This is a genomic window from Cytobacillus oceanisediminis (genome assembly GCF_007830235.1).
Classification (GTDB): domain Bacteria; phylum Bacillota; class Bacilli; order Bacillales; family Cytobacillaceae; genus Cytobacillus; species Cytobacillus oceanisediminis.
In genome coordinates this window covers 15,881-33,771 of the sequence record NZ_VLKI01000012.1, presented here as the reverse complement: position 1 = coordinate 33,771, position 17,891 = coordinate 15,881, and the positions used below count along the sequence as shown (strand labels likewise).

Genomic DNA, 17,891 nt, shown 5'->3' with positions numbered 1-17,891 from the left:
TCCCAGTCCCAATCAGAGGGCGAAGGGAACAATGACCGCTCCCAGTCTCAATCAGAAGACCAGGAGGGAAGTAATAAGAATGGAACAAGCTATGAAAACTCTTTCCAAAAAGAATACGATTCATTAAAAAAAGAAAATGAAGAATTACAGGGCCGGCTAGGTAAAATTGAACAAATGCTAACCATTTTAATTCAGGAAAAAAAGGGTGAAAGTGATCATTTAGAATTGGGTCAAAATGCTGGCCAGTCAGGAGAAACGGAAAAAGACGCGAAGGGTCAAAGTGAAAAAGGTGACGGAGAGAAAGGATTAGAAGGTGTTCAAAAGAATTTTGATGAAGAAAGTCAAAATGAAGATAAGCAGGCGCTGACCAACCAGCAAAAACATGAAAGCGAAGAAGATAATACGGGACAAGAAAATGGCTCTAAGGAAGATGGGCAAAAGACGGAGGACAAAGCAGCAAACCAAGACCAAGTCCAGAGTAGCGAAAAGGATACAGACGAAGAAGGTCAGGAAGATAATGAAGGATCCTCCATGGAAGAGGGGCAAGAGACGGAGGACAAAGCAGCAAACCAAGACCAAGTCCAGAGTGGCGAAGAGAGCACAGACGAAGAAGGTCAGGAAGGGGAAGAGGAATCAGTAGAGGCAAGAAACCAAGATCAGAGCCAAGATGACGAAGAGGATTCTGAGAAGGAAGGCCAAGAAACGGGTGAAAAAGTAAATAATCAACAAAAGAACCAGAGTAGCGAAGAGAACACAGAGAAAGATGGACAGGATAACAGTAGTGAAGAGACCTCTGAGACAGAAAGCCAAGGGCCTGGTGTTAAAGTGAAAAGCCAACAACAAGACCAGGATGACGACAAGGACGGTGAAGAAGAAGAGGAAGATCAAGAAGATAGTGAAGAAGTAAAAAGTCAAGATCAAAACGAAGATGATTCAGATGAAGAAGATGATCAGGATAGCGAAGACGAAAAGAATCCTGAAAGCAACAACAAAAATGCCAATACTAGATCTGGTAAAAACAAAAAGCATGCAACCGGTAAGAAATCAAAATCCAAGAAGCTTAAAGATAAGGATTACACCGTTATCTCTGATGAGGAGGAGACATATCTTCTAAATGGATTTAAAAAGGAGGAGTAAAAGTGAGTCTTGATTCTGGCACAATGAAAGATAGCATTCTGGAATTTTTTGTGCAAGCAGCGAACCAACATGATTTCTCCTTAGATATTACATTAAATGTAAATGGCGCAGTTATAACAGGAACCCTGGTATCTGCTAAGGATTATTTCAATGCGCTAAGTGAAACAATTGAGGGTGGGAGTGAGGTTGCTCAAAAGTTAAGTGAACAGCTAGAAAAAGCAGGAGATGCTGCTCAGTCCAATGATGATTCGGAAGCCCACTTCATTCATATGAAAGAAACCAAGGTATATTGTGGGGACAGTAAACCGACGCCCTCAAAAGGGGATATACTCTGGCGAGGTAAGTTAAGTGAAGTAGATGGTTTCTTTTTAGGGAAGATATTTGACGGCAGTAATAAAGATTCATAGAGTTAAGTGGGAATATTAGCAATTGTCAGGGTATGACCTGCAATTGCTAATATTTGTCATCAATGGTTATATGACCTTTCTATTTTACCTTTAGAGGTAAGGGCAAACTGAATTACATCCCAAAGTGAAGGGCTGATTGAGAACTTATATTTTTATGTTGATGGAAAAGGAAAACGTGAAGAAATTCCTGAACACTGCATCAAGCAGGGAGGAATTGGTTCAACCATGGGGGATGGATACGAGTATTCTTATACCCGTTTTACAGTAGGATGCCAGGAGGATATGGTTTACCTGCAAGACGGATCATCTTGAGGAGATTCTTTATGAAGAAGGCGTTCTTGATGGGGAAGAGGAAAATTAATCAAACGTTTGATTGAACAAAAAAGCTGGAATATCCACCTTTTTGTTATTTTACTTTTTCTTGGGTGGGTTGATGTTCATGAATTTCTTTGTTAGTTACATGAACTTTAATATTGTAAGTACCTGCTTTTAAAAAGGATTTACAAATAAACGGCTGCATGTAAGGCTGCAGCCGTTGCCATTATTTTTTCAATAACAAATACATAAAATAAGGGGCACCAATTAGTGCAACCATAATGCCGGCTGGAAGTCCATTCGGATCAACGAGGTTGCGGCCGATAGTATCGGCGAATAACAGCAGCCAGCCGCCAATGAGTATCGCGAGCGGAATAAACAGCTGGTTTCGCGGCCCAACAAGGGCTTTGGCCATATGCGGTGCAATTAGGCCGATAAAGGCAATTCCGCCTGTGACCGATACGGCGGAAGCTGCGAGTGCGACTGCTGTTAAAAGCAGGATGATTCGTTCTTTTTCGATTGAAACGCCTATTCCGATGGCGACAGGCTCACTTAAGCTTAAGAGATTCAAGCGGTTTGCTTTATATAAAGTAAATGGAATAAGCAGAAGTAGCCATGGCAGGAGTGCCCAGATGAATGGCCAATCCGTCCCCCAGATATTCCCTGATAGCCAATTGGCAATGAAATCTACCTTTTCTCTTTCAGCTGAAGAGATCAGGACAATCATCACACCGGAAAGTGCCATGGAAAATCCAACCCCGACCAGCACCATTTTTACAGGCTGGAGCCCCTCACTTCTTTTATAGGAAAAAGAATAGATCAGAATGGCTGTAATTAATGCACCGAAAAATGCGCATAGCGGCATCATATATATAAAAGAGCCAGCTTCGATTGGGAAGAAAAGAAAGAAGACGGCTATAGCTACACCAGCACCGGAATTTATGCCTATAATGCCTGGATCCGCCAGGTCATTGCGTGTGATCCCTTGTAAAATGGCACCGGATAATGCAAGTGCCATACCGGCCAATACGGTGATAAATACCCGCGGCAGCCGAATAGAAAATAACACAAATTCTTCTTTAAATGTGCCCTGTCCCATAATAGTCGGGATTAATCGGTCATATGAAAGGGAGGCGTAGCCTAATCCCATACCAATAATAATGGTAACGATAATAAGTGCTGATAAAACTGCCATTAAAATTCGCTGTTTTTTTACTAACTCTGGCTGAATCATGAGAAAGCCTTACCTCCTTTATGCACGATGAACAGGAAGAAAGGAAGCCCCATTACTGCAATAATAGCCGCAACGGGTGTTTCGTAAGGCGCATTGATGGTTCTCCCGAGTGTATCGGCCAGAAGCATAAAAGAAGCTCCTGTAAGGGCGGACATGGGAAGAATATAACGATAGTCGGTACCTACAATGGCACGGACAATATGAGGCACCATCAGCCCGATAAAAGCCATATTGCCGACCAGTGCAACTGATGCTCCTGCAAGCAGGGTCACTAAGATGAACAGAATCGTCTTAATCTGAGTTGTATTTTGTCCCAAGCCTACAGCCACTTCCTCATTTAAGCTTAAAATAGTCAGCTGCTTGGACAGAAAAAGAGTAATAAGAATGCCGATGGAAATAACCGGAACAATCACTTGCAGCTGGTTCCAGGATGTGCCGATGATTCCGCCAGCAGTCCACATGCTGACATCTTTTGAAATTTTAAAATAGATGCCGACTCCTTCTGCTATTGCAAAAAGGAAGGCAGAAACCGCAGCTCCGGCCAATACGATCCGAATAGGAGAAAAACCTCCTTTTTTCATGGCGCCAATGCCGAAAACCAACCCAGCTCCGACAGCTGCACCGATAAAACAGGCAAACAGAATCCCTATGTAATTTGCTGAGGGAATTAGAACAAGAGTTAATGCAAGTGCAGCATTTGCTCCAGCCGTTAATCCGAGCAGTCCTGGATCAGCAAGAGGATTTCTTGTCATTCCCTGCATAATGGCCCCGGAAATGCTAAGCGCAGCTCCAACGAAAATGGCAGCAATTTCACGAGGCAGACGGATTTCACGAATAATCGAAATTTTTTCTCCCGAAGCATTGGAAGTAAGCGCCAGCCAAACATCTCTGACCGTAACATCCGCTGCCCCAAACACACACGCAGCCACAAACATGCCGGCAAAAATAACGAAGCCTGCTAACAGTTTATATATAAATGGAATGAAGGGTTGAGCATCTTTTGTCATTGTACTCTCATCTTTCTTTATAGGATCAGAACTGCCTTAAACTACGAAAATTGTCTTGCTCCAGCAGAGAGGCGGCTCCTTGCGCTTTTTTAATAATATCAGAATTTATATTTTTGTACTTCGATAACTGTCTAGCTCCAAGTCCTACCCCCGTGGGCAAGGCGCTTGTGCTTTTCTAAATAGGAAAGAGGAATTCCCAAATATAAGAATCCCTCCTTAAGTATTAGTTTCCTAAAAATGATTCTTTAAAGAATTCCAGCTGTGCATCGAGTGTGATTGGGTCACTGAAGGATGCACCGTTGCCGTCCATTTCAAAGACGCGATTATTTTTTACGGCAGGGATATTTTTGTACGTTTCAGTTTCCTGGAACGAATGATCTGCATCAGAGTATTTGCTAAGTACGATATAATCTCCTGCATATTCCGGAAGCACCTCAGTCGAAATGGCATAGTAGCCATCTTTCAAAGCCATTTCCTTTACTTTCTCAGGCATTTTTAAGTCCATTGCCTGATACAATATTTCAGTTCCGCGTGCCCAGTTATCACCAAATACATAAAGCTGTTTATCAAAAATTTCGAATACAGAAACGGTTGCATCTTCGCCAATTTTGTCACGGATTTCTTCACCAGCTGCTTCGGCACGCTGCTCGAAGTCTTCCACCCATTTTGTTGCTTCCTCTTCTTTATTCAGAAGTTTGCCAATTTCTTTATGTTGAGACAGATAATCAAGTTTTCCCCATGTATACGTTACTGTAGGAGCTATTTCCTTTAGTTTATCGTAGTTTTTTACAGTGGATAATGCAATGATCAAGTCTGGCTCCAATTCAATAATTTTTTCCAGGTTATCTTCGGATACTTCTTCAGCATCTTTCAATTGTTCTTCAAAGCGAGGGTTATTCTTGGACCATGTATCAACTCCGACGATATTTACGCCCAACTGCATTACATTTCCTGTAAAGCCGGAAAGGAGGATAACTCGCTTAGGATCAGCTGGGACTTCAATCGGCCCAGTTTCAGACTCATATGTAAAGGTGCCTGATTTTTTGTCTTCTTTAGGTTCAGCCTCTTTGGATTCTCCTTGCTCTGTATTGCCGCAGGCGCTAATAAGCAGAAGCAGCAAGATTGTAAACGGAATTAATAGTTTCTTCATGTTGGTTTTCTCCTTTTAATAAATTATAAGTAATGCACATTGGCTTGTTTGTACGGGGGTCGCGCCCGATGACAGCATCAATATTGAATACTTTTCTTAGGACTTCGTGTGTGATGACTTCTTCATAGCTTCCTGATTTAACAATTTCGCCATCTTTTAATGCAACGATATGGTCAGCAAAACGGGCTGCCTGGTTTAAATCATGAAGGACCATCACAATGGTGCGCTCTTGTTCCTGGTTCAGCTTTTGGAGAAGCTCGAGAACTTCAAGCTGATGGGCCAAATCCAAGTAAGTGGTCGGTTCATCAAGGAAAATGATGTCTGTTTCCTGAGCAAGAGCCATTGCGATCCAGACTCTTTGGCGCTGGCCGCCGGATAGGGCGTCAACTGGGCGATATTTGAAATCTTTCGTTCCAGTAACGTCAAGAGCCCAATCAATGACTTCATAGTCCTTTTTGGTTAATCTGCCAAAGCCTTTCTGATAAGGAAAGCGTCCGTATGAGACCAGTTCGCCAACTGTTAAACCGCTTGCACTTTCGGGTGTTTGCGGCAAAATTGCCATTTTCTTGGCGAGGATCTTTGTATTTTCCTTTGAAATGTTCTCGCCATCCAGAATTACCGTTCCAGATTGATGGGAAATGATTCGTGTAATCGCTTTTAAAAGGGTTGATTTTCCGCAGCCATTTGGGCCGATTATGGTAGTGATCTTCTTATCGGGAATCTGGACACTAAGGTCTTTCACAATCAAGCGTTCACTATATCCAATGTTCAAGCCATCTGTATATAGGCGGACCATTATGTAACCTCCGTTTATTTGAAAATATATTTTAATGATAATGATTATCAGTATCGGTTCTTTTTTACTATAAGTCTATCTGATTTTTATGTCAATAGTATTTAAAGGAAAAGTATTCAGAAAAAATTTCATTGTCAAAGGAGAAGAAAGGTCGTATAGTTGAAGTGAGAATGATAATCAATAGTAATTGGTTATAGGAGTGAACGGTAAATGAATAATGTTGAAGTATTTGATGTTACGGTCATTGGAGGCGGACCCGCCGGGCTTTACTCCACTTTTTACAGCGGCCTAAGAAAAATGAAAACAAAGCTGATTGAGTTTCAACCTATGCTTGGCGGTAAAATTCATGTATATCCGGAGAAAATGATTTGGGATGTAGGCGGCCTGACGCCGACTCCGGGGGCAAAGCTGATCGAACAGCTGGTTGAACAGGGACTAACATTTAATCCGACGGTCGTTCTTAATGAAAAAGTAGAATCCATTGCCAAAAATGAAGATGGTCTATTTGTCTTAAAAGGATCCTCTCGAGAAGAGCACTATTCCAAAACCGTCATTGTTGCTGTTGGAAGCGGAATTCTAAAGCCGCAGAAACTGAAGATAGAAGGGGCAGAGCGGTTTGAGGTCTCCAATCTGAATTATACAGTCAAATCGCTTAAACATTTTAAAGGTAAAACTGTGATTGTTTCTGGCGGGGGGAATTCTGCAGTAGACTGGGCGAATGAATTGGAGCCCGTTGCGAAACAGGTATATATCACTTGCAGGAGAGATGCTTTGACTGGCCATGAAGCACAGGTTTCGCAGCTGATGAATAGCTCTGTTATCTGCATCAGCAATACGTCCATCACAAAATTAATTGCCGGCGGAAATCATGAGGAAATTGAACAGGTGGAACTGACCAATAACGAAACGGGTGAGGTTTCTTATCTGGCGATTGATGAAGTGGTGATTAACCATGGCTATGAACAGGATACGGAACTCTTAAAGAATAGCAATCTGAACATTGAAATGCTGGAAGATTTCTATATTGCAGGCAATGCGAACAGTGAAACGTCTGTTGAAGGACTATATGCTGCAGGGGATATCCTTAAACATGAGGGAAAACTTCACTTGATTGCCGGGGCATTCCAGGATGCTGCTAATGCAGTAAATAAAGCGAAACAGTACATTGAACCAGATGCTGCCGCAGCAGCGATGGTCTCATCTCATAATGACGTCTTTAAAAAGCGGAACCGGGAATTGGTGAAGCAGCTGGTGCACTAGGGCGAAAATGGCTATGTGCACATAAATTTTTTTATCCGCACATAAAATTGGGTTATGCGCACAGAAAAAAATTTATCCGCACATAAATGAACACTATCCGCACATAAACTGATATTTACTGAAAAAATGTCTGAAATTTAGCTGAAATAGAAGCGAAAAACCGGCCCACATCGATGTGAGCCGGTTTTTTTACGTACTGATCTTTTCATTTATCTGTACTTCTGTCCTAAGCTGCCTGAATTTAGCAAAGAAAGCTGCCGTCATGACCAGTGACAGTATTCCAAAGATTACGACCATTATCTGAAGGCCGACTGCATCAAGCAGGAATCCTGTCAGGAGAAGCACAATCTGAAAAGTTACACGGTCAAGCATGTTTCGGAAGGAGAAGAACCTTCCGTGGAATTCTTTTGGCACTCTTGTTTGAAAAATAGTAGCTGCGGTCGGGAAGAAGCAGCCAACGGCAAAGCCGAATACAAAGAACGCCACCAGTGTTAACACTGGCACATCAGCGAAATAGAGAAGCAGCTGTGATATGCCAATGATAAAGGAGAAGAAAAACAGAATCGTATAGGGAGACCGTTTTTGGCCGATTTGTTTGACGATAAATGCACCAAGCATGAAGCCAATTCCCTCTGCCATATAAATTAATCCTTTAATGGACGAGCTATCCTGGAGTTCACTGATGTTAATGACCATCAGGTTGAAACCGCCAAGGAACAGTACAGGCACCAAGGTTAAGACCAATGTCATGAGTACAATTGGCAAGCCTTTAATGATCGGAAACACTTCCTTAAATCCGCCTTGCTTGGCCGTTCCTTTTGAAGTGCCTGGGGTTAAATCAGATTCATCAAAGTTCAGGAACCAGGTCATGGCAAACAGAATTAAGTAGGCAGCGAGTGAACCGATATAGAGCATTGATAATGGCAATATCACCAAAAGAATCCCTGCGACCGCTGTTCCGAGTATCCTGGATAGGGTGGAGACATTCATATGAATCCCATTCAATTGCAGTAAATCTTTTTCTTCCACGACCAGCGGAATTGCCGCTTGCAGAGCAGGAAAATAGAAGGCAGCGGAAATCTGAAGGAAAACAAGAAAAATAACCATCCACCATACAGATCCGGTCTGGATGGCAATTAACATAAAAATAACGCTCAATGCCCTGGCAAAGCCGGATGCGAGCATAACCGTTTTTTTGCTAATCTGGTCTGTAATTCTGCCAGCCCAGGGGCCAACCGCAATTCCGGCAAGCAGTCCGCCAGCCAAAATAATGGACTTTACAAAGTCTGAAGGAACCTTTTCCTGCATAAATTCAAGGTTGCCGATAATCCCAAGCCACAGACCCAGGCCGGCAATAAACTCACCTGTCAGCAGTATCCACACGTTTTTATTTTTCCACATGATAATCCTCTCGTTTATGAAATATTTCGATATTCCAAAGATACTACATATACAGGAAATAAGGTATCTATTTTTTGTAAAAGAAAAAGCGGTTCTAAAAATAGGATAGTAAGAGAGGGGGAAATCGAAGCGTAAAGAAAGAGGCAACTTTTCTCTAATTATTAAGAGCTTTTTCGATTGCAGTCGCAGCAGATTCAACATCCGGAAATTTTTCCTTCACAAGTGTTTCAACATACGTTACTTCAAAACTCTTTGAGCTTTTCTGGTAGCAGACAGACAAAAACTGCTTGTATCCTTTGGAGAAGGTTTGGGTGATTTGGGAATCAGAATAGTACTCCAATGTACGCAGCATGTTTTTCGTATGATCTAATGGCATAGTCCGCAGCCTCCTTTTTTGGTGGGCATAACTAAGAAAGAGCTTAATTCCATTATAAGGAATCTACTTTCTCTTTTATATGGATAATTTGTCATATTTTATCACGAGAACCAGGTTAAAATAGATGAATGGCAGGTGTTCTATTTAGGCCAGTCTAAGATAGACTGGCCTATTTTATGCTAGCTGCTGCTCAGCAAACTCACGATATAAACCATGTGATTGTGCTAATTCGTAATGTGTGCCAATGCCTGTAACTCGGCCTTTTTCGATAAAAACAATCTTGTCTGCGTCTACGATTGTGGAAAGTCGGTGAGCGATGACAAAGGTTGTCCGGCCTTCCATTAAGCGGGTCAGCGCTTGCTGGACGATGCTTTCTGACTGGCTGTCCAGGCTGGCAGTTGCTTCATCCATCATCAGAATTTTAGGATCCCGCAAGAAGGCACGGGCGATTGCAATCCGCTGCCGTTGTCCTCCAGAAAGCTTCACACCCCGTTCACCAACCTCCGTATCAAGCCCTTTCGGAAAGGCTTCGATAAATTGATCAGCGTAAGCCATTTTTGCGACTTCCCATAAACGTTTATCCGGGATGCTTTCTGCATTTTCCAAACCATAGCATAAGTTCTCCCGGATGGTACCCGCCATCATCGCACTTTCCTGTGACACATAACCGATTTGGCTGCGCCAGGATTTAAGGGAAATCTCCTGGATTGGTGTGTCGCCAATCCGAATTTTGCCCGTAGTCGGTTCGTAAAATCGTTCCAGTAATCCAAACAGCGTAGTTTTTCCGCTTCCGCTTGGACCGGCCAGGGCAATCATCTGGCCAGGCTGAGCTTCTAGAGAAATGTTTTGGAGTACAGGTTCCTCCTCGCTATAAAAAAAAGAAACATTATCAATGGAAATCGGCTGATTGCTGATATCCATTTCGATGCCATCCTGTCCTTCTTCCAGCGGCTGATCCAAGATCTCGATTATTCGCTCGGTTGCACCTTTGGCTTTTTGCAGCTGGGTAAAGAACATCGCGAACGAGGTAATCGGCATGATGATCTGGAACAAGTAAAGCAGAAAGGCGACGAGAGATCCGGTCGACATTGTTCCGTTCGCCACGCGCATGCCGCCATAGGCAATAATCATGACAATGACGACCATCATGATCAGGTACATCGTCGGGCCGATCATCGCAAAGATACGGGCTTCCCTTAAACCGAAGCCAAGCAGCTTATCGATCCCTTCCAAGCCTTTTTCTTCTTCATTTTGTTCAGCGGTAGAAGACTTCATTAAGCGGATTTCACTGAGCGTTTGTGTGATATGGCCGGAAAAAGTGGCAGTCTCGTCCTGAAGGCCGCGCGATATCTTTGCCATTTTTCGGCCAAGGGGCATCATAATCGCCAATGTAACTGGAACGGAGATGAGCATAAGCAGAGTCATTTTCCAATCCATTACAAGCAATATGACGATAGCACCTATAATGCTAATGATCCCAGTGATAAATTGCGGAAAGTGATTGGAAATTAGGTCCCTCACAATGCTTGTATCATTAACAACCCGGCTAACTGTTTGCCCACTGGATTGCTTATCAAAAGAGCTGACCGGCAACCGGATCAGCTTGACCCACATCCGGTCGCGCAGCCGGGCCACTACTTTTTGGCCGACATAGCTGAGGAGGTAAATTGAGATTCCGCTGATGATCGCCTGAATGATAAAAGCGGCGCCAATTCCGATGATAAGCGGAACGCTTAACGACTCGACGGAAAAACCGTCCACCAGATTTTTGGTCAGTAATGGAACAACAAGGCCGGTCAAAGTGGTTAAGATACTGGCTGTTAACCCGATGATGAGCGCGGCCTTGGGTATTTTTGTTGATAGTATAAGTGAAATGAATGGTTTTAGGCTGGTTTGCTGCTTATCCATTGAGGTGCTCCTGTCTTTGATATCTTCTTTGATTATGGTTACTAATCAATTGAATTATACATTATTATCCATAGTTCTGGTATATAGAGACAAGCCAGTTAGAGAGAAAGGCAACTTTCATTCTATTCGACAAGAGTTAGTGAAAAATGTCGTTTTTTGTATTTAAAATATTCAGAAAAATTTATTGACTACTCAAACAACAGGGGATATTATATAAACAAATATAACAATATATAACGTATTATAAAGTTGTGTATTGTTACGAGGAGGGTAGAGGTTATTTTTTATAAAAAATTCAAGGAGGCAGTTCATTTATGACGACTGAATTAGTAGTAGATGTTAAAAATCAAATTAAACATGCGCTTGAGGAAGTACGAAAGAAAAATATAGAAAATGTTTTCTTTGTTGCTTGCGGAGGTTCATCTGCACTTATGTATCCGAGTAAATATGCGATCGACCGGGAAGCCCAAAAAATCGATGCTCACTTATACAGCTCTAATGAATTTATACATCGCAATCATTCTAAACTAGGCCAGAATTCTTTAGTTATCCTGTGCTCTCATTCTGGAACAACCCCTGAAACAGTGGAAGCTGCTAAGTTTGCAAGAAGTAAAGGGGCCTTGGCTGTTTCTTTAACCAACGAGCCTGGTTCTCCATTGGCTCAGGCTTCTGATGTGGTTCTTAAATATGAGTGGGGACAAGAGGCAAATGCTTTCACTACTAACTACTCTGTTATCTATCAGCTGGTATTTGGCGTTCTTAAAGAAGTGGAAGGAAATAGCAAGTTTGAGGTAATTGAGAAGAGTCTCGAAAACTTGCAATCAGTATATGAAAAAGCGGCTTCACAATCGCATGACTCTGCTGTAGAATTTGGAAAACAGTATAAAGATGAGAAGGTTATTTATACGATGGCAAGCGGTGCGAACTATGGAGTTGCCTATTCATTTGCCATTTGTATCTTAATGGAAATGCAATGGATTCACTCCCATGCAATCCACGCTGGTGAATACTTCCATGGCCCATTTGAGATTATTGACGAAGAAACACCATTTATCATTCTTCTTGGACTGGATGAAACAAGATTCTTGGAAGAGAGAGCATTAGAATTCTCTAAGAAATATGGAAAGAAGCTAGTAGTACTAGATGCTAAAGATTTTGATTTTTCTGGAATTGAAGAGGAAGCTAGAGGTTATATTGCTCCGCTTGTTCTGAATTTTGTTTTAAGAAAGTATGCAGACAATTTGGCAGAGCAGCGTAACCATCCATTGTCCAAACGCAGATATATGTGGAAGGTAGAATACTAGAATAATAGAGTGGAAAAGTGATGCGGTCACTTTTCCACTGCTTTAACTCAATTAAAAATAGGGGGCAAAATGATGAAAAGGTTAGCAATTGCAGGTATTCTTACAGTTTTACTCCTTTCTTTAATAACTGGCTGTAATTCTTCTGCCGGTACATCTTCTAATAGTGATACTATTGAACTCCGTTTTTTCCATCGTTGGCCTACTGAACCTAAAAAGCAGTATTTTGAAAAAGCTGTTAAGGAATTTGAAGAGCTTCATCCAAATATTAAGATTAAGACAGAAGCGGTTTTAAATGATTCTTATAAAGAAAAGATTAGAGTTGTTTTAGGATCGAAGAATCCACCTGATGTTTATTTCTCCTGGAGCGGCGAATTCGCTTATAACTTTGTTCGTGCAGACCAAGCACTTGATTTAACAGATTATATTAACAGTGATACAGAGTGGTCAGGGGAAATTATCGAATCCCAATTCAAACCATTTACACTGGATGGAAAAACATATGGCATTCCTTGGTCAACGGACGGAAAAGCTTTCTTCTATAATAAAAAGATATTTAAAGATTTAAATCTTGAACCCCCTTCTACCTGGAGTGAACTTATTGAGGTTTCAGAAAAAATTAAAGATGCCGGCATTACTCCTATTACTTTTGGAAGCAAGGCACCTTGGACGATTTCCCATTATATTGGATCTCTGAATGAACTGATTGTTCCGGAAGATGTAATTGCCAAGGATTATGATCCGAACAATCCTGAAGGTGATTTTTCACATCCAGGTTACGTTACGGCTTTGGAAAAGTTTATGGAGCTTGAACCTTTTTTCAATAAAGGTGTAAATTCGGTGGACCATCAATACTCTCGTGAGTTATTTAATGGTGGGAAAGCAGCAATGGGTTATTTCCAATTAGCTGAAATTGGATTAATTGAACCATCTTTAGGAGAGGATTTAGGGGTCTTTAATACACCTAGCATTGAGGGCGGTGAAGGCAATCCTAATTCAATCACTGCCGCACCTGAGGGAATTATGATTTCTTCCAAAACAAAACACCCTGAAGAGGCAATGGAGTTCATTAAGTTCTTAACTTCAAAGGAAAAGGGCACCGAACAGCTTAAAGAAGTTAGTGAATATAGTGCTGTGAAAGGGACAACCACTACAGAAAATGCCTCTAAATTACAGGAAGAAGCCATTGATTTAATTGTCAATGCTGAAAAAACCTATCTATGGTTTGACACAGCTGTTGATATCTCTATTGTTGATGCATATCTGAATGGCACACAGCAAATGCTGGATGGAAAGAAAACGCCAGAAGAAGTGATGGCAGATGTGCAAGCAGCAGCAAAAAAGGTCAAAAAATAGTGTAAACAATATATAGAGAAGAGGAGGCTGGTTTTTGGCCTCCCCATTTAAAAGAAAGAGGTGGTCAATATGCTTAGCCGAAAAGTTGTTCCATTTTTATATATTGCCCCTTGTTTACTGTTAATGGGGGTTTTTGTTTATTATCCCATTATAGAAAATTTTCGATTTAGCTTTTATGAATTCTCGGCATTTTCTCCTGATAAAGTTTTTGTTGGCTTTGAAAACTTCCTTACTCTTTTTCAAGATGAGGTTTTTTATATAGCTTTGAAAAATAATATCTGGTATGCAGTCATATCCATTATCTTTCAAGTGTTTGGGGGACTCGTCTTAGCAGCAATCCTGGAGGATCCGGTTACGAGATTTGTAAGCAGTTTTTTCCGGACTGTATTTTTCCTTCCTGTTGTCATTTCCATAACAGTCATAGCCTTATTATTCAGTTTTATCTACAATCCTGATATTGGTTTATTAAACAGTCTGCTGACTCTATTAGGTCTTGAAGAATGGACAAGAGCTTGGCTGGGGGAATCGGAAACAGCTATATTCGCGGTTATTGCCGTATCGCAGTGGCAAAGTATTGGGTATATCATGATGCTATTTATTATTGCGATCCAGGCGATTCCAAAAGAATTATATGAAGCTGCAGAAATTGACGGAGCAGGGAAGATACGCAAATTTATCTATGTTACAGTTCCGCAAGTAAAAGAAATGCTATTTGTTGCTACCTTAATCACTTTAACTGGAGCTTTCACAGTCTTTAATGAACCATATATTTTAACTGGAGGAGGACCTGGGAATGCAAGTGAGGTTTTAGGAACACTTCTCTATAATTCAGCTTTCTTCAAGGATCAAATGGGTTATGCGTCTGCTATCGCAACAGTCATTCTTATCCTTACATTACTTGTTTCACTGGTTCAAATGAAATTATTTAAAACAGGAAAGGATGGTTAGGATGGAGACGAATAAAGCAATTGCTCAACAGGAGTTTAATCCAGTTATGAAGAAACCATTTAGATATAAATCTGCAGTTCAAGGAATTCCTTTATTCTCTATACTAATCTTCTATTTCATTGTAATTGCTTATCCGTTATTTTGGATGGTTATCAACTCATTTAAAACAACGGAAGAGATTTTCGCCAACAGCTGGGCATTGCCGCAAAGCTGGCTTGTTTCTAATTATGCCCATGCATGGGAAACAGGAATTTCTGGTTACTTTTTAAATAGTACAATCGTTACCGTTTCCACATGCTTGCTGACAGTTTTCCTCAGCGCGCTTGGAGCGTACGGCTTAACACGTTTTGAATTTAAAGGAAAGAACACATTGCTTATAATCTGTATGGCAGGAATGATGCTTTCCCCGCAGGTAAGCCTGGTTCCTTTGTACAAGCTTATCCAGGCACTAGGAATACATGATACTTACCTGGCATTGATCCTTCCTTATGTGGCTTATCGAATTCCCATCACCATCCTCCTGATCCGGGCTGCTTTTCTTGATGTTCCAAAGGAGTTAGAGGAGTCAGCCTTTTTGGATGGCTGCAGTACATGGACGGTTTTTACGAAAATATTCATTCCGCTTAATTTGCCCATTTTGTTAACAGGCGTGGTTTTGACAGCCTATTTTACGTGGAATGAATTTATGTTTGCTTTAATCTTTGTTGATTCAGAGGCATTGAAAACGATACCTGCAGGGTTAATGCAATTCCGGGATGCCCTGCAGACAAACTGGGGTGTCTTATTGGCAGGACTGATGATCTCTGCGGCACCAATTATTATTCTGTTTTTATTTATGCAGAAATATTTTATCCGCGGTCTTGCTTCAGGAAGTGTAAAAGGTTAGGAGGAACAGAAAAAATGAGATTAATTGCTATAGGAGATAACGTGGTAGATGTATATAAAGATCGAAACGAGATGTTTCCTGGAGGAAATGCTTTAAATGTTGCGGTTTTGTCAAAACAGTATGGAGCTGAGGAAACAGCGTTTATCGGGATTGTGGGAAACGATGCTGAAGGAGAGCATATTATAGAATCGCTTAAACTGAATAAAGTAGAAATCAGCAAAATCCGGAAAGCATATGGAGAGAGCGGCAAAGCATATGTGGACCTTAATGATGAAGGGGACAGGATTTTTGTTAAGTCCAATAAAGGTGGTATTCAGTCAAAGTTGAAGCTGAAACTGGCAGAAGATGATTATGATTATATTAAAACATACGATGTTCTCCATACCAGTATCTACAGCAGCTTGGATGATCAGCTGGAGAAACTGTCTGGAGCTATTCCGATTTCCTACGATTTTTCCAATCATTTTACTGATGAGCTTTTGCGAAGGGTGTGTCCTTATATCAATTTTGCCTTTGTTTCAGGAAGTGATTATAGCGATGAAGAAATTGAAAAGTTAATGAACAAAATTCATGAACTTGGGTGCCTCAATGCTGTCATAACAAGGGGCTCTAAGGGAGTTGTTATGTCAGACGGGACAAATCGGTACAATCAAGGAATTGAAGAGGCTAATGTTATTGATACACTTGGAGCAGGGGATTCGTTTATAGCCGGCTTTTTAACACATCGGTTAAATGGAAATCCAATTGAAGAATCATTGCAGATCGCTGCCTATAGGGCGGCAAGAACATGTGAAGTCCATGGGGCGTTTGGGTTTGGAAAAGCATTAGTTGGATAAAAAGAAGGAACCAGCCTCATTTAAGAGCTGGTTCCATTTTTTTATGTTGATATGGTAAAGGCGATATGTGTGGTAGGAACTTTCGTCATAGAAATATGAATAGGTACACCTTTATCATCATAGACCGTTTTATCAATATTAAAAAGCATATCTCCCATGTCACATTCCAGATGTTCTGCTTCTTTTTCCGTTGCCGGTACGGCTGTAAGGATTTTCTTGGATGAACTTGCCTGCATATCCACATGATAAACATTTCTCAAAACCTCATAGGTGGAATCATAATCAAAGATCCTCTTTAGCAGGTTCGGAAATCGTTCAAGAGAGTAGTGTGCAACATCAATTGAAAAAGGCTCATTATCAAAATACATAATTCGTGAGAGCTTTAGTACAGGAGAATCAACTTCCAGCTGAAGAGCATTCGCGATTTCTTTAGTTGCTTTAATTTCTTCACAGCCTAATACTTTTTTAGAAGATTTTCTCCCCAGCTGCTTGCTGAAATTAGAGAATCCATCTATAGTGACTAATTCCCGGGCTAACTTTCTTCTGCATACAAATGTGCCCTTTCCTTGTTTTCTCTCTAATAGGCCTTCTTCCACCAATTCCTGAATGGCTCTCCTCACGGTGATTCGGCTGACCCCATAAATGTCACAAAGTTCCCCTTCATTGGGAATTTTTTTGCCTGGAAGGTACACTTCCTTTTCAATAGCATCCTTTATATTATGGATTAACTGTTCGTACAATGGCCTTGAACTTGAATTATTTAATTTCATAAAGGCTCCTCCGTAATAATATCGTTATATAATATTATATAACTAAATTGCTTTAAGAGTATAGTTAAAATGTGTGAAAATTTGTAAATATTCAGATGGCTGTATAATATAGGCCCAGTCTTTTTGTTACCATCTTTACATAAATGAATAAGATAGGTAAAAACCCAAAAAGGATGGATAGCCGTGGCGATTAATTTTCCAGCAGGCATTAAAACGATGACGATCAGCAGCGGGCCGACTAAAGTGGTTTATTATCCCCGGGTGACCGGGATGCAAAATAAACAGCTGCAGCATTTTATCAACAGCACGATTGTTAGAGTAAACCAGCAGCTCATTAACGAACAAACAGGCAATATGGATACGACTGTTGTAGATTTGTATGGATATTATGAGATAAAAAATAATCAGCGTGATGTACTGAGTTTGTCTTTGAACAACTATGTGTATCACTATCATGCTGCACATGGGATGACGGTCATAAAATCCCTGACATTTGATCTGCAGAAGGGTCAGCAGGTCGCGCTAAAGGATTTATTTAAACCGGGAAGCGACTATGTAAAACGGATTTCAGACTTGATTGGTGTACAGATAAAGGAGCGTGACATACCGCTGCTTGTTAATTTTACTGCTATTAAGCCGGACCAGGATTTTTATATTGCAGACAAAGCACTGGTCGTCTATTTTCAGCTCTATGAAATAACGCCCTATGCTTATGGATTCCCGATGTTCCCGATTTCTGTTTATGATTTGCAGGATATTATTGATGAGAATGGACCGTTGGGAAGGATGGCGATGAATTGAAG

The 17,891-nt window shown here is 41.0% G+C and carries 18 protein-coding genes; 10 read left to right on the top strand and 8 right to left on the bottom strand.

All coding sequences use genetic code 11. The features are described 5' to 3' along the window. The first annotated feature begins 174 nt into the window (after positions 1-174). The 3 genes from IQ19_RS17825 (at position 175) to IQ19_RS29295 (ending at position 1,856) form a co-directional block, all read left to right on the top strand. Positions 175-1,137, top strand: coding sequence for a hypothetical protein (locus tag IQ19_RS17825; protein ID WP_144543746.1), 963 nt, complete (start codon positions 175-177; stop codon positions 1,135-1,137). A gap of 2 nt (positions 1,138-1,139) precedes the next feature. Further along, positions 1,140-1,544: a gas vesicle accessory protein GvpU gene (gene gvpU, locus IQ19_RS17820; protein ID WP_415802858.1), complete on the top strand. Its 405-nt coding sequence runs from the start codon at positions 1,140-1,142 to the stop codon at positions 1,542-1,544. A gap of 111 nt (positions 1,545-1,655) precedes the next feature. After that, on the top strand, positions 1,656-1,856 hold the full coding sequence (locus tag IQ19_RS29295; protein ID WP_394140944.1) for a DUF6843 domain-containing protein: 201 nt from the start codon (positions 1,656-1,658) through the stop codon (positions 1,854-1,856). A 229-nt stretch (positions 1,857-2,085) separates the two neighbouring features. Here IQ19_RS29295 and IQ19_RS17815 read toward each other — a convergent pair whose 3' ends face one another. From IQ19_RS17815 to IQ19_RS17800, 4 genes are all read right to left on the bottom strand, one after another. Then, a complete protein-coding gene (locus IQ19_RS17815; RefSeq protein WP_144543744.1) occupies positions 2,086-3,093 on the bottom strand; it encodes a FecCD family ABC transporter permease in 1,008 nt (335 codons plus the stop codon). After that, complete coding sequence (locus IQ19_RS17810) at positions 3,090-4,100, bottom strand: FecCD family ABC transporter permease (RefSeq protein ID WP_144543742.1); 1,011 nt, start codon at positions 4,098-4,100, stop codon at positions 3,090-3,092. Before IQ19_RS17810 ends, IQ19_RS17815 begins: the two co-directional genes overlap by 4 nt. Before the next feature lie 223 nt (positions 4,101-4,323). Next, on the bottom strand, positions 4,324-5,250 hold the full coding sequence (locus IQ19_RS17805; protein WP_144543740.1) for an iron-hydroxamate ABC transporter substrate-binding protein: 927 nt from the start codon (positions 5,248-5,250) through the stop codon (positions 4,324-4,326). Next, entirely contained in the window at positions 5,201-6,046 is an 846-nt protein-coding gene (locus IQ19_RS17800; protein ID WP_144543738.1) for an ABC transporter ATP-binding protein, read from the bottom strand. Before IQ19_RS17800 ends, IQ19_RS17805 begins: the two co-directional genes overlap by 50 nt. A gap of 210 nt (positions 6,047-6,256) precedes the next feature. On the opposite strand from IQ19_RS17800, the gene IQ19_RS17795 reads away from it, so the two are divergent. Beyond that, a complete protein-coding gene (locus IQ19_RS17795; RefSeq protein WP_144543736.1) occupies positions 6,257-7,306 on the top strand; it encodes an NAD(P)/FAD-dependent oxidoreductase in 1,050 nt (349 codons plus the stop codon). 189 nt (positions 7,307-7,495) lie between these two features. Here the strand turns inward: IQ19_RS17795 and IQ19_RS17790 are convergent, their stop codons facing one another. From IQ19_RS17790 to IQ19_RS17780, 3 genes are all read right to left on the bottom strand, one after another. After that, positions 7,496-8,707: an MFS transporter gene (locus IQ19_RS17790; RefSeq protein WP_144543734.1), complete on the bottom strand. Its 1,212-nt coding sequence runs from the start codon at positions 8,705-8,707 to the stop codon at positions 7,496-7,498. 154 nt (positions 8,708-8,861) lie between these two features. Continuing rightward, a complete protein-coding gene (locus IQ19_RS17785; protein ID WP_144543732.1) occupies positions 8,862-9,083 on the bottom strand; it encodes a hypothetical protein in 222 nt (73 codons plus the stop codon). 174 nt (positions 9,084-9,257) lie between these two features. Next, positions 9,258-10,991, bottom strand: a complete 1,734-nt coding sequence (locus tag IQ19_RS17780; protein WP_144543730.1) for an ABC transporter ATP-binding protein — start codon at positions 10,989-10,991, stop codon at positions 9,258-9,260. A gap of 314 nt (positions 10,992-11,305) precedes the next feature. Between IQ19_RS17780 and IQ19_RS17775 the strand changes: the two genes are divergently transcribed. The 5 genes from IQ19_RS17775 to IQ19_RS17755 all read left to right on the top strand — a co-directional run bounded on the left by IQ19_RS17775 (position 11,306) and on the right by IQ19_RS17755 (position 16,318). Further along, positions 11,306-12,295 (top strand): SIS domain-containing protein, encoded by a 990-nt coding sequence (locus tag IQ19_RS17775; RefSeq protein ID WP_144543728.1) that lies wholly within the window; start codon positions 11,306-11,308, stop codon positions 12,293-12,295. Positions 12,296-12,367: 72 nt separating this feature from the next. Next, positions 12,368-13,648, top strand: a complete 1,281-nt coding sequence (locus IQ19_RS17770; RefSeq protein WP_144543904.1) for an ABC transporter substrate-binding protein — start codon at positions 12,368-12,370, stop codon at positions 13,646-13,648. Positions 13,649-13,717: 69 nt separating this feature from the next. Continuing rightward, the gene (locus IQ19_RS17765; RefSeq protein ID WP_144543726.1) at positions 13,718-14,596 is read left to right on the top strand and encodes a carbohydrate ABC transporter permease; all 879 of its coding nucleotides are present in this window, start codon (positions 13,718-13,720) and stop codon (positions 14,594-14,596) included. Between the two features lies 1 nt (position 14,597). Further along, positions 14,598-15,482 (top strand): carbohydrate ABC transporter permease, encoded by an 885-nt coding sequence (locus IQ19_RS17760; protein WP_394140812.1) that lies wholly within the window; start codon positions 14,598-14,600, stop codon positions 15,480-15,482. Positions 15,483-15,496: 14 nt separating this feature from the next. Further along, positions 15,497-16,318: a PfkB family carbohydrate kinase gene (locus IQ19_RS17755; protein ID WP_144543722.1), complete on the top strand. Its 822-nt coding sequence runs from the start codon at positions 15,497-15,499 to the stop codon at positions 16,316-16,318. A gap of 41 nt (positions 16,319-16,359) precedes the next feature. Here IQ19_RS17755 and IQ19_RS17750 read toward each other — a convergent pair whose 3' ends face one another. Beyond that, positions 16,360-17,088, bottom strand: a complete 729-nt coding sequence (locus IQ19_RS17750) for a UTRA domain-containing protein (RefSeq protein ID WP_144543720.1) — start codon at positions 17,086-17,088, stop codon at positions 16,360-16,362. A gap of 183 nt (positions 17,089-17,271) precedes the next feature. Between IQ19_RS17750 and IQ19_RS17745 the strand changes: the two genes are divergently transcribed. Beyond that, the gene (locus tag IQ19_RS17745) at positions 17,272-17,889 is read left to right on the top strand and encodes a DUF3298 and DUF4163 domain-containing protein (RefSeq protein WP_144543719.1); all 618 of its coding nucleotides are present in this window, start codon (positions 17,272-17,274) and stop codon (positions 17,887-17,889) included. The last annotated feature ends 2 nt before the right edge of the window (positions 17,890-17,891 follow it).

What these genes read in the sequence shown, in the direction of transcription:
- IQ19_RS17825 (WP_144543746.1), top strand. Translation starts at nt 175, where the DNA reads ATGCTAACCATTTTAATTCAGGAAAAAAAGGGTGAAAGTGATCATTTA.
- IQ19_RS17815 (WP_144543744.1), bottom strand. Translation starts at nt 3,093, where the DNA reads ATGATTCAGCCAGAGTTAGTAAAAAAACAGCGAATTTTAATGGCAGTT.
- IQ19_RS17810 (WP_144543742.1), bottom strand. Translation starts at nt 4,100, where the DNA reads ATGACAAAAGATGCTCAACCCTTCATTCCATTTATATATAAACTGTTA.
- IQ19_RS17805 (WP_144543740.1), bottom strand. Translation starts at nt 5,250, where the DNA reads ATGAAGAAACTATTAATTCCGTTTACAATCTTGCTGCTTCTGCTTATT.
- IQ19_RS17800 (WP_144543738.1), bottom strand. Translation starts at nt 6,046, where the DNA reads ATGGTCCGCCTATATACAGATGGCTTGAACATTGGATATAGTGAACGC.
- IQ19_RS17795 (WP_144543736.1), top strand. Translation starts at nt 6,257, where the DNA reads ATGAATAATGTTGAAGTATTTGATGTTACGGTCATTGGAGGCGGACCC.
- IQ19_RS17790 (WP_144543734.1), bottom strand. Translation starts at nt 8,707, where the DNA reads ATGTGGAAAAATAAAAACGTGTGGATACTGCTGACAGGTGAGTTTATT.
- IQ19_RS17785 (WP_144543732.1), bottom strand. Translation starts at nt 9,083, where the DNA reads ATGCCATTAGATCATACGAAAAACATGCTGCGTACATTGGAGTACTAT.
- IQ19_RS17780 (WP_144543730.1), bottom strand. Translation starts at nt 10,991, where the DNA reads ATGGATAAGCAGCAAACCAGCCTAAAACCATTCATTTCACTTATACTA.
- IQ19_RS17775 (WP_144543728.1), top strand. Translation starts at nt 11,306, where the DNA reads ATGACGACTGAATTAGTAGTAGATGTTAAAAATCAAATTAAACATGCG.
- IQ19_RS17770 (WP_144543904.1), top strand. Translation starts at nt 12,368, where the DNA reads ATGAAAAGGTTAGCAATTGCAGGTATTCTTACAGTTTTACTCCTTTCT.
- IQ19_RS17765 (WP_144543726.1), top strand. Translation starts at nt 13,718, where the DNA reads ATGCTTAGCCGAAAAGTTGTTCCATTTTTATATATTGCCCCTTGTTTA.
- IQ19_RS17760 (WP_394140812.1), top strand. Translation starts at nt 14,598, where the DNA reads ATGGAGACGAATAAAGCAATTGCTCAACAGGAGTTTAATCCAGTTATG.
- IQ19_RS17755 (WP_144543722.1), top strand. Translation starts at nt 15,497, where the DNA reads ATGAGATTAATTGCTATAGGAGATAACGTGGTAGATGTATATAAAGAT.
- IQ19_RS17750 (WP_144543720.1), bottom strand. Translation starts at nt 17,088, where the DNA reads ATGAAATTAAATAATTCAAGTTCAAGGCCATTGTACGAACAGTTAATC.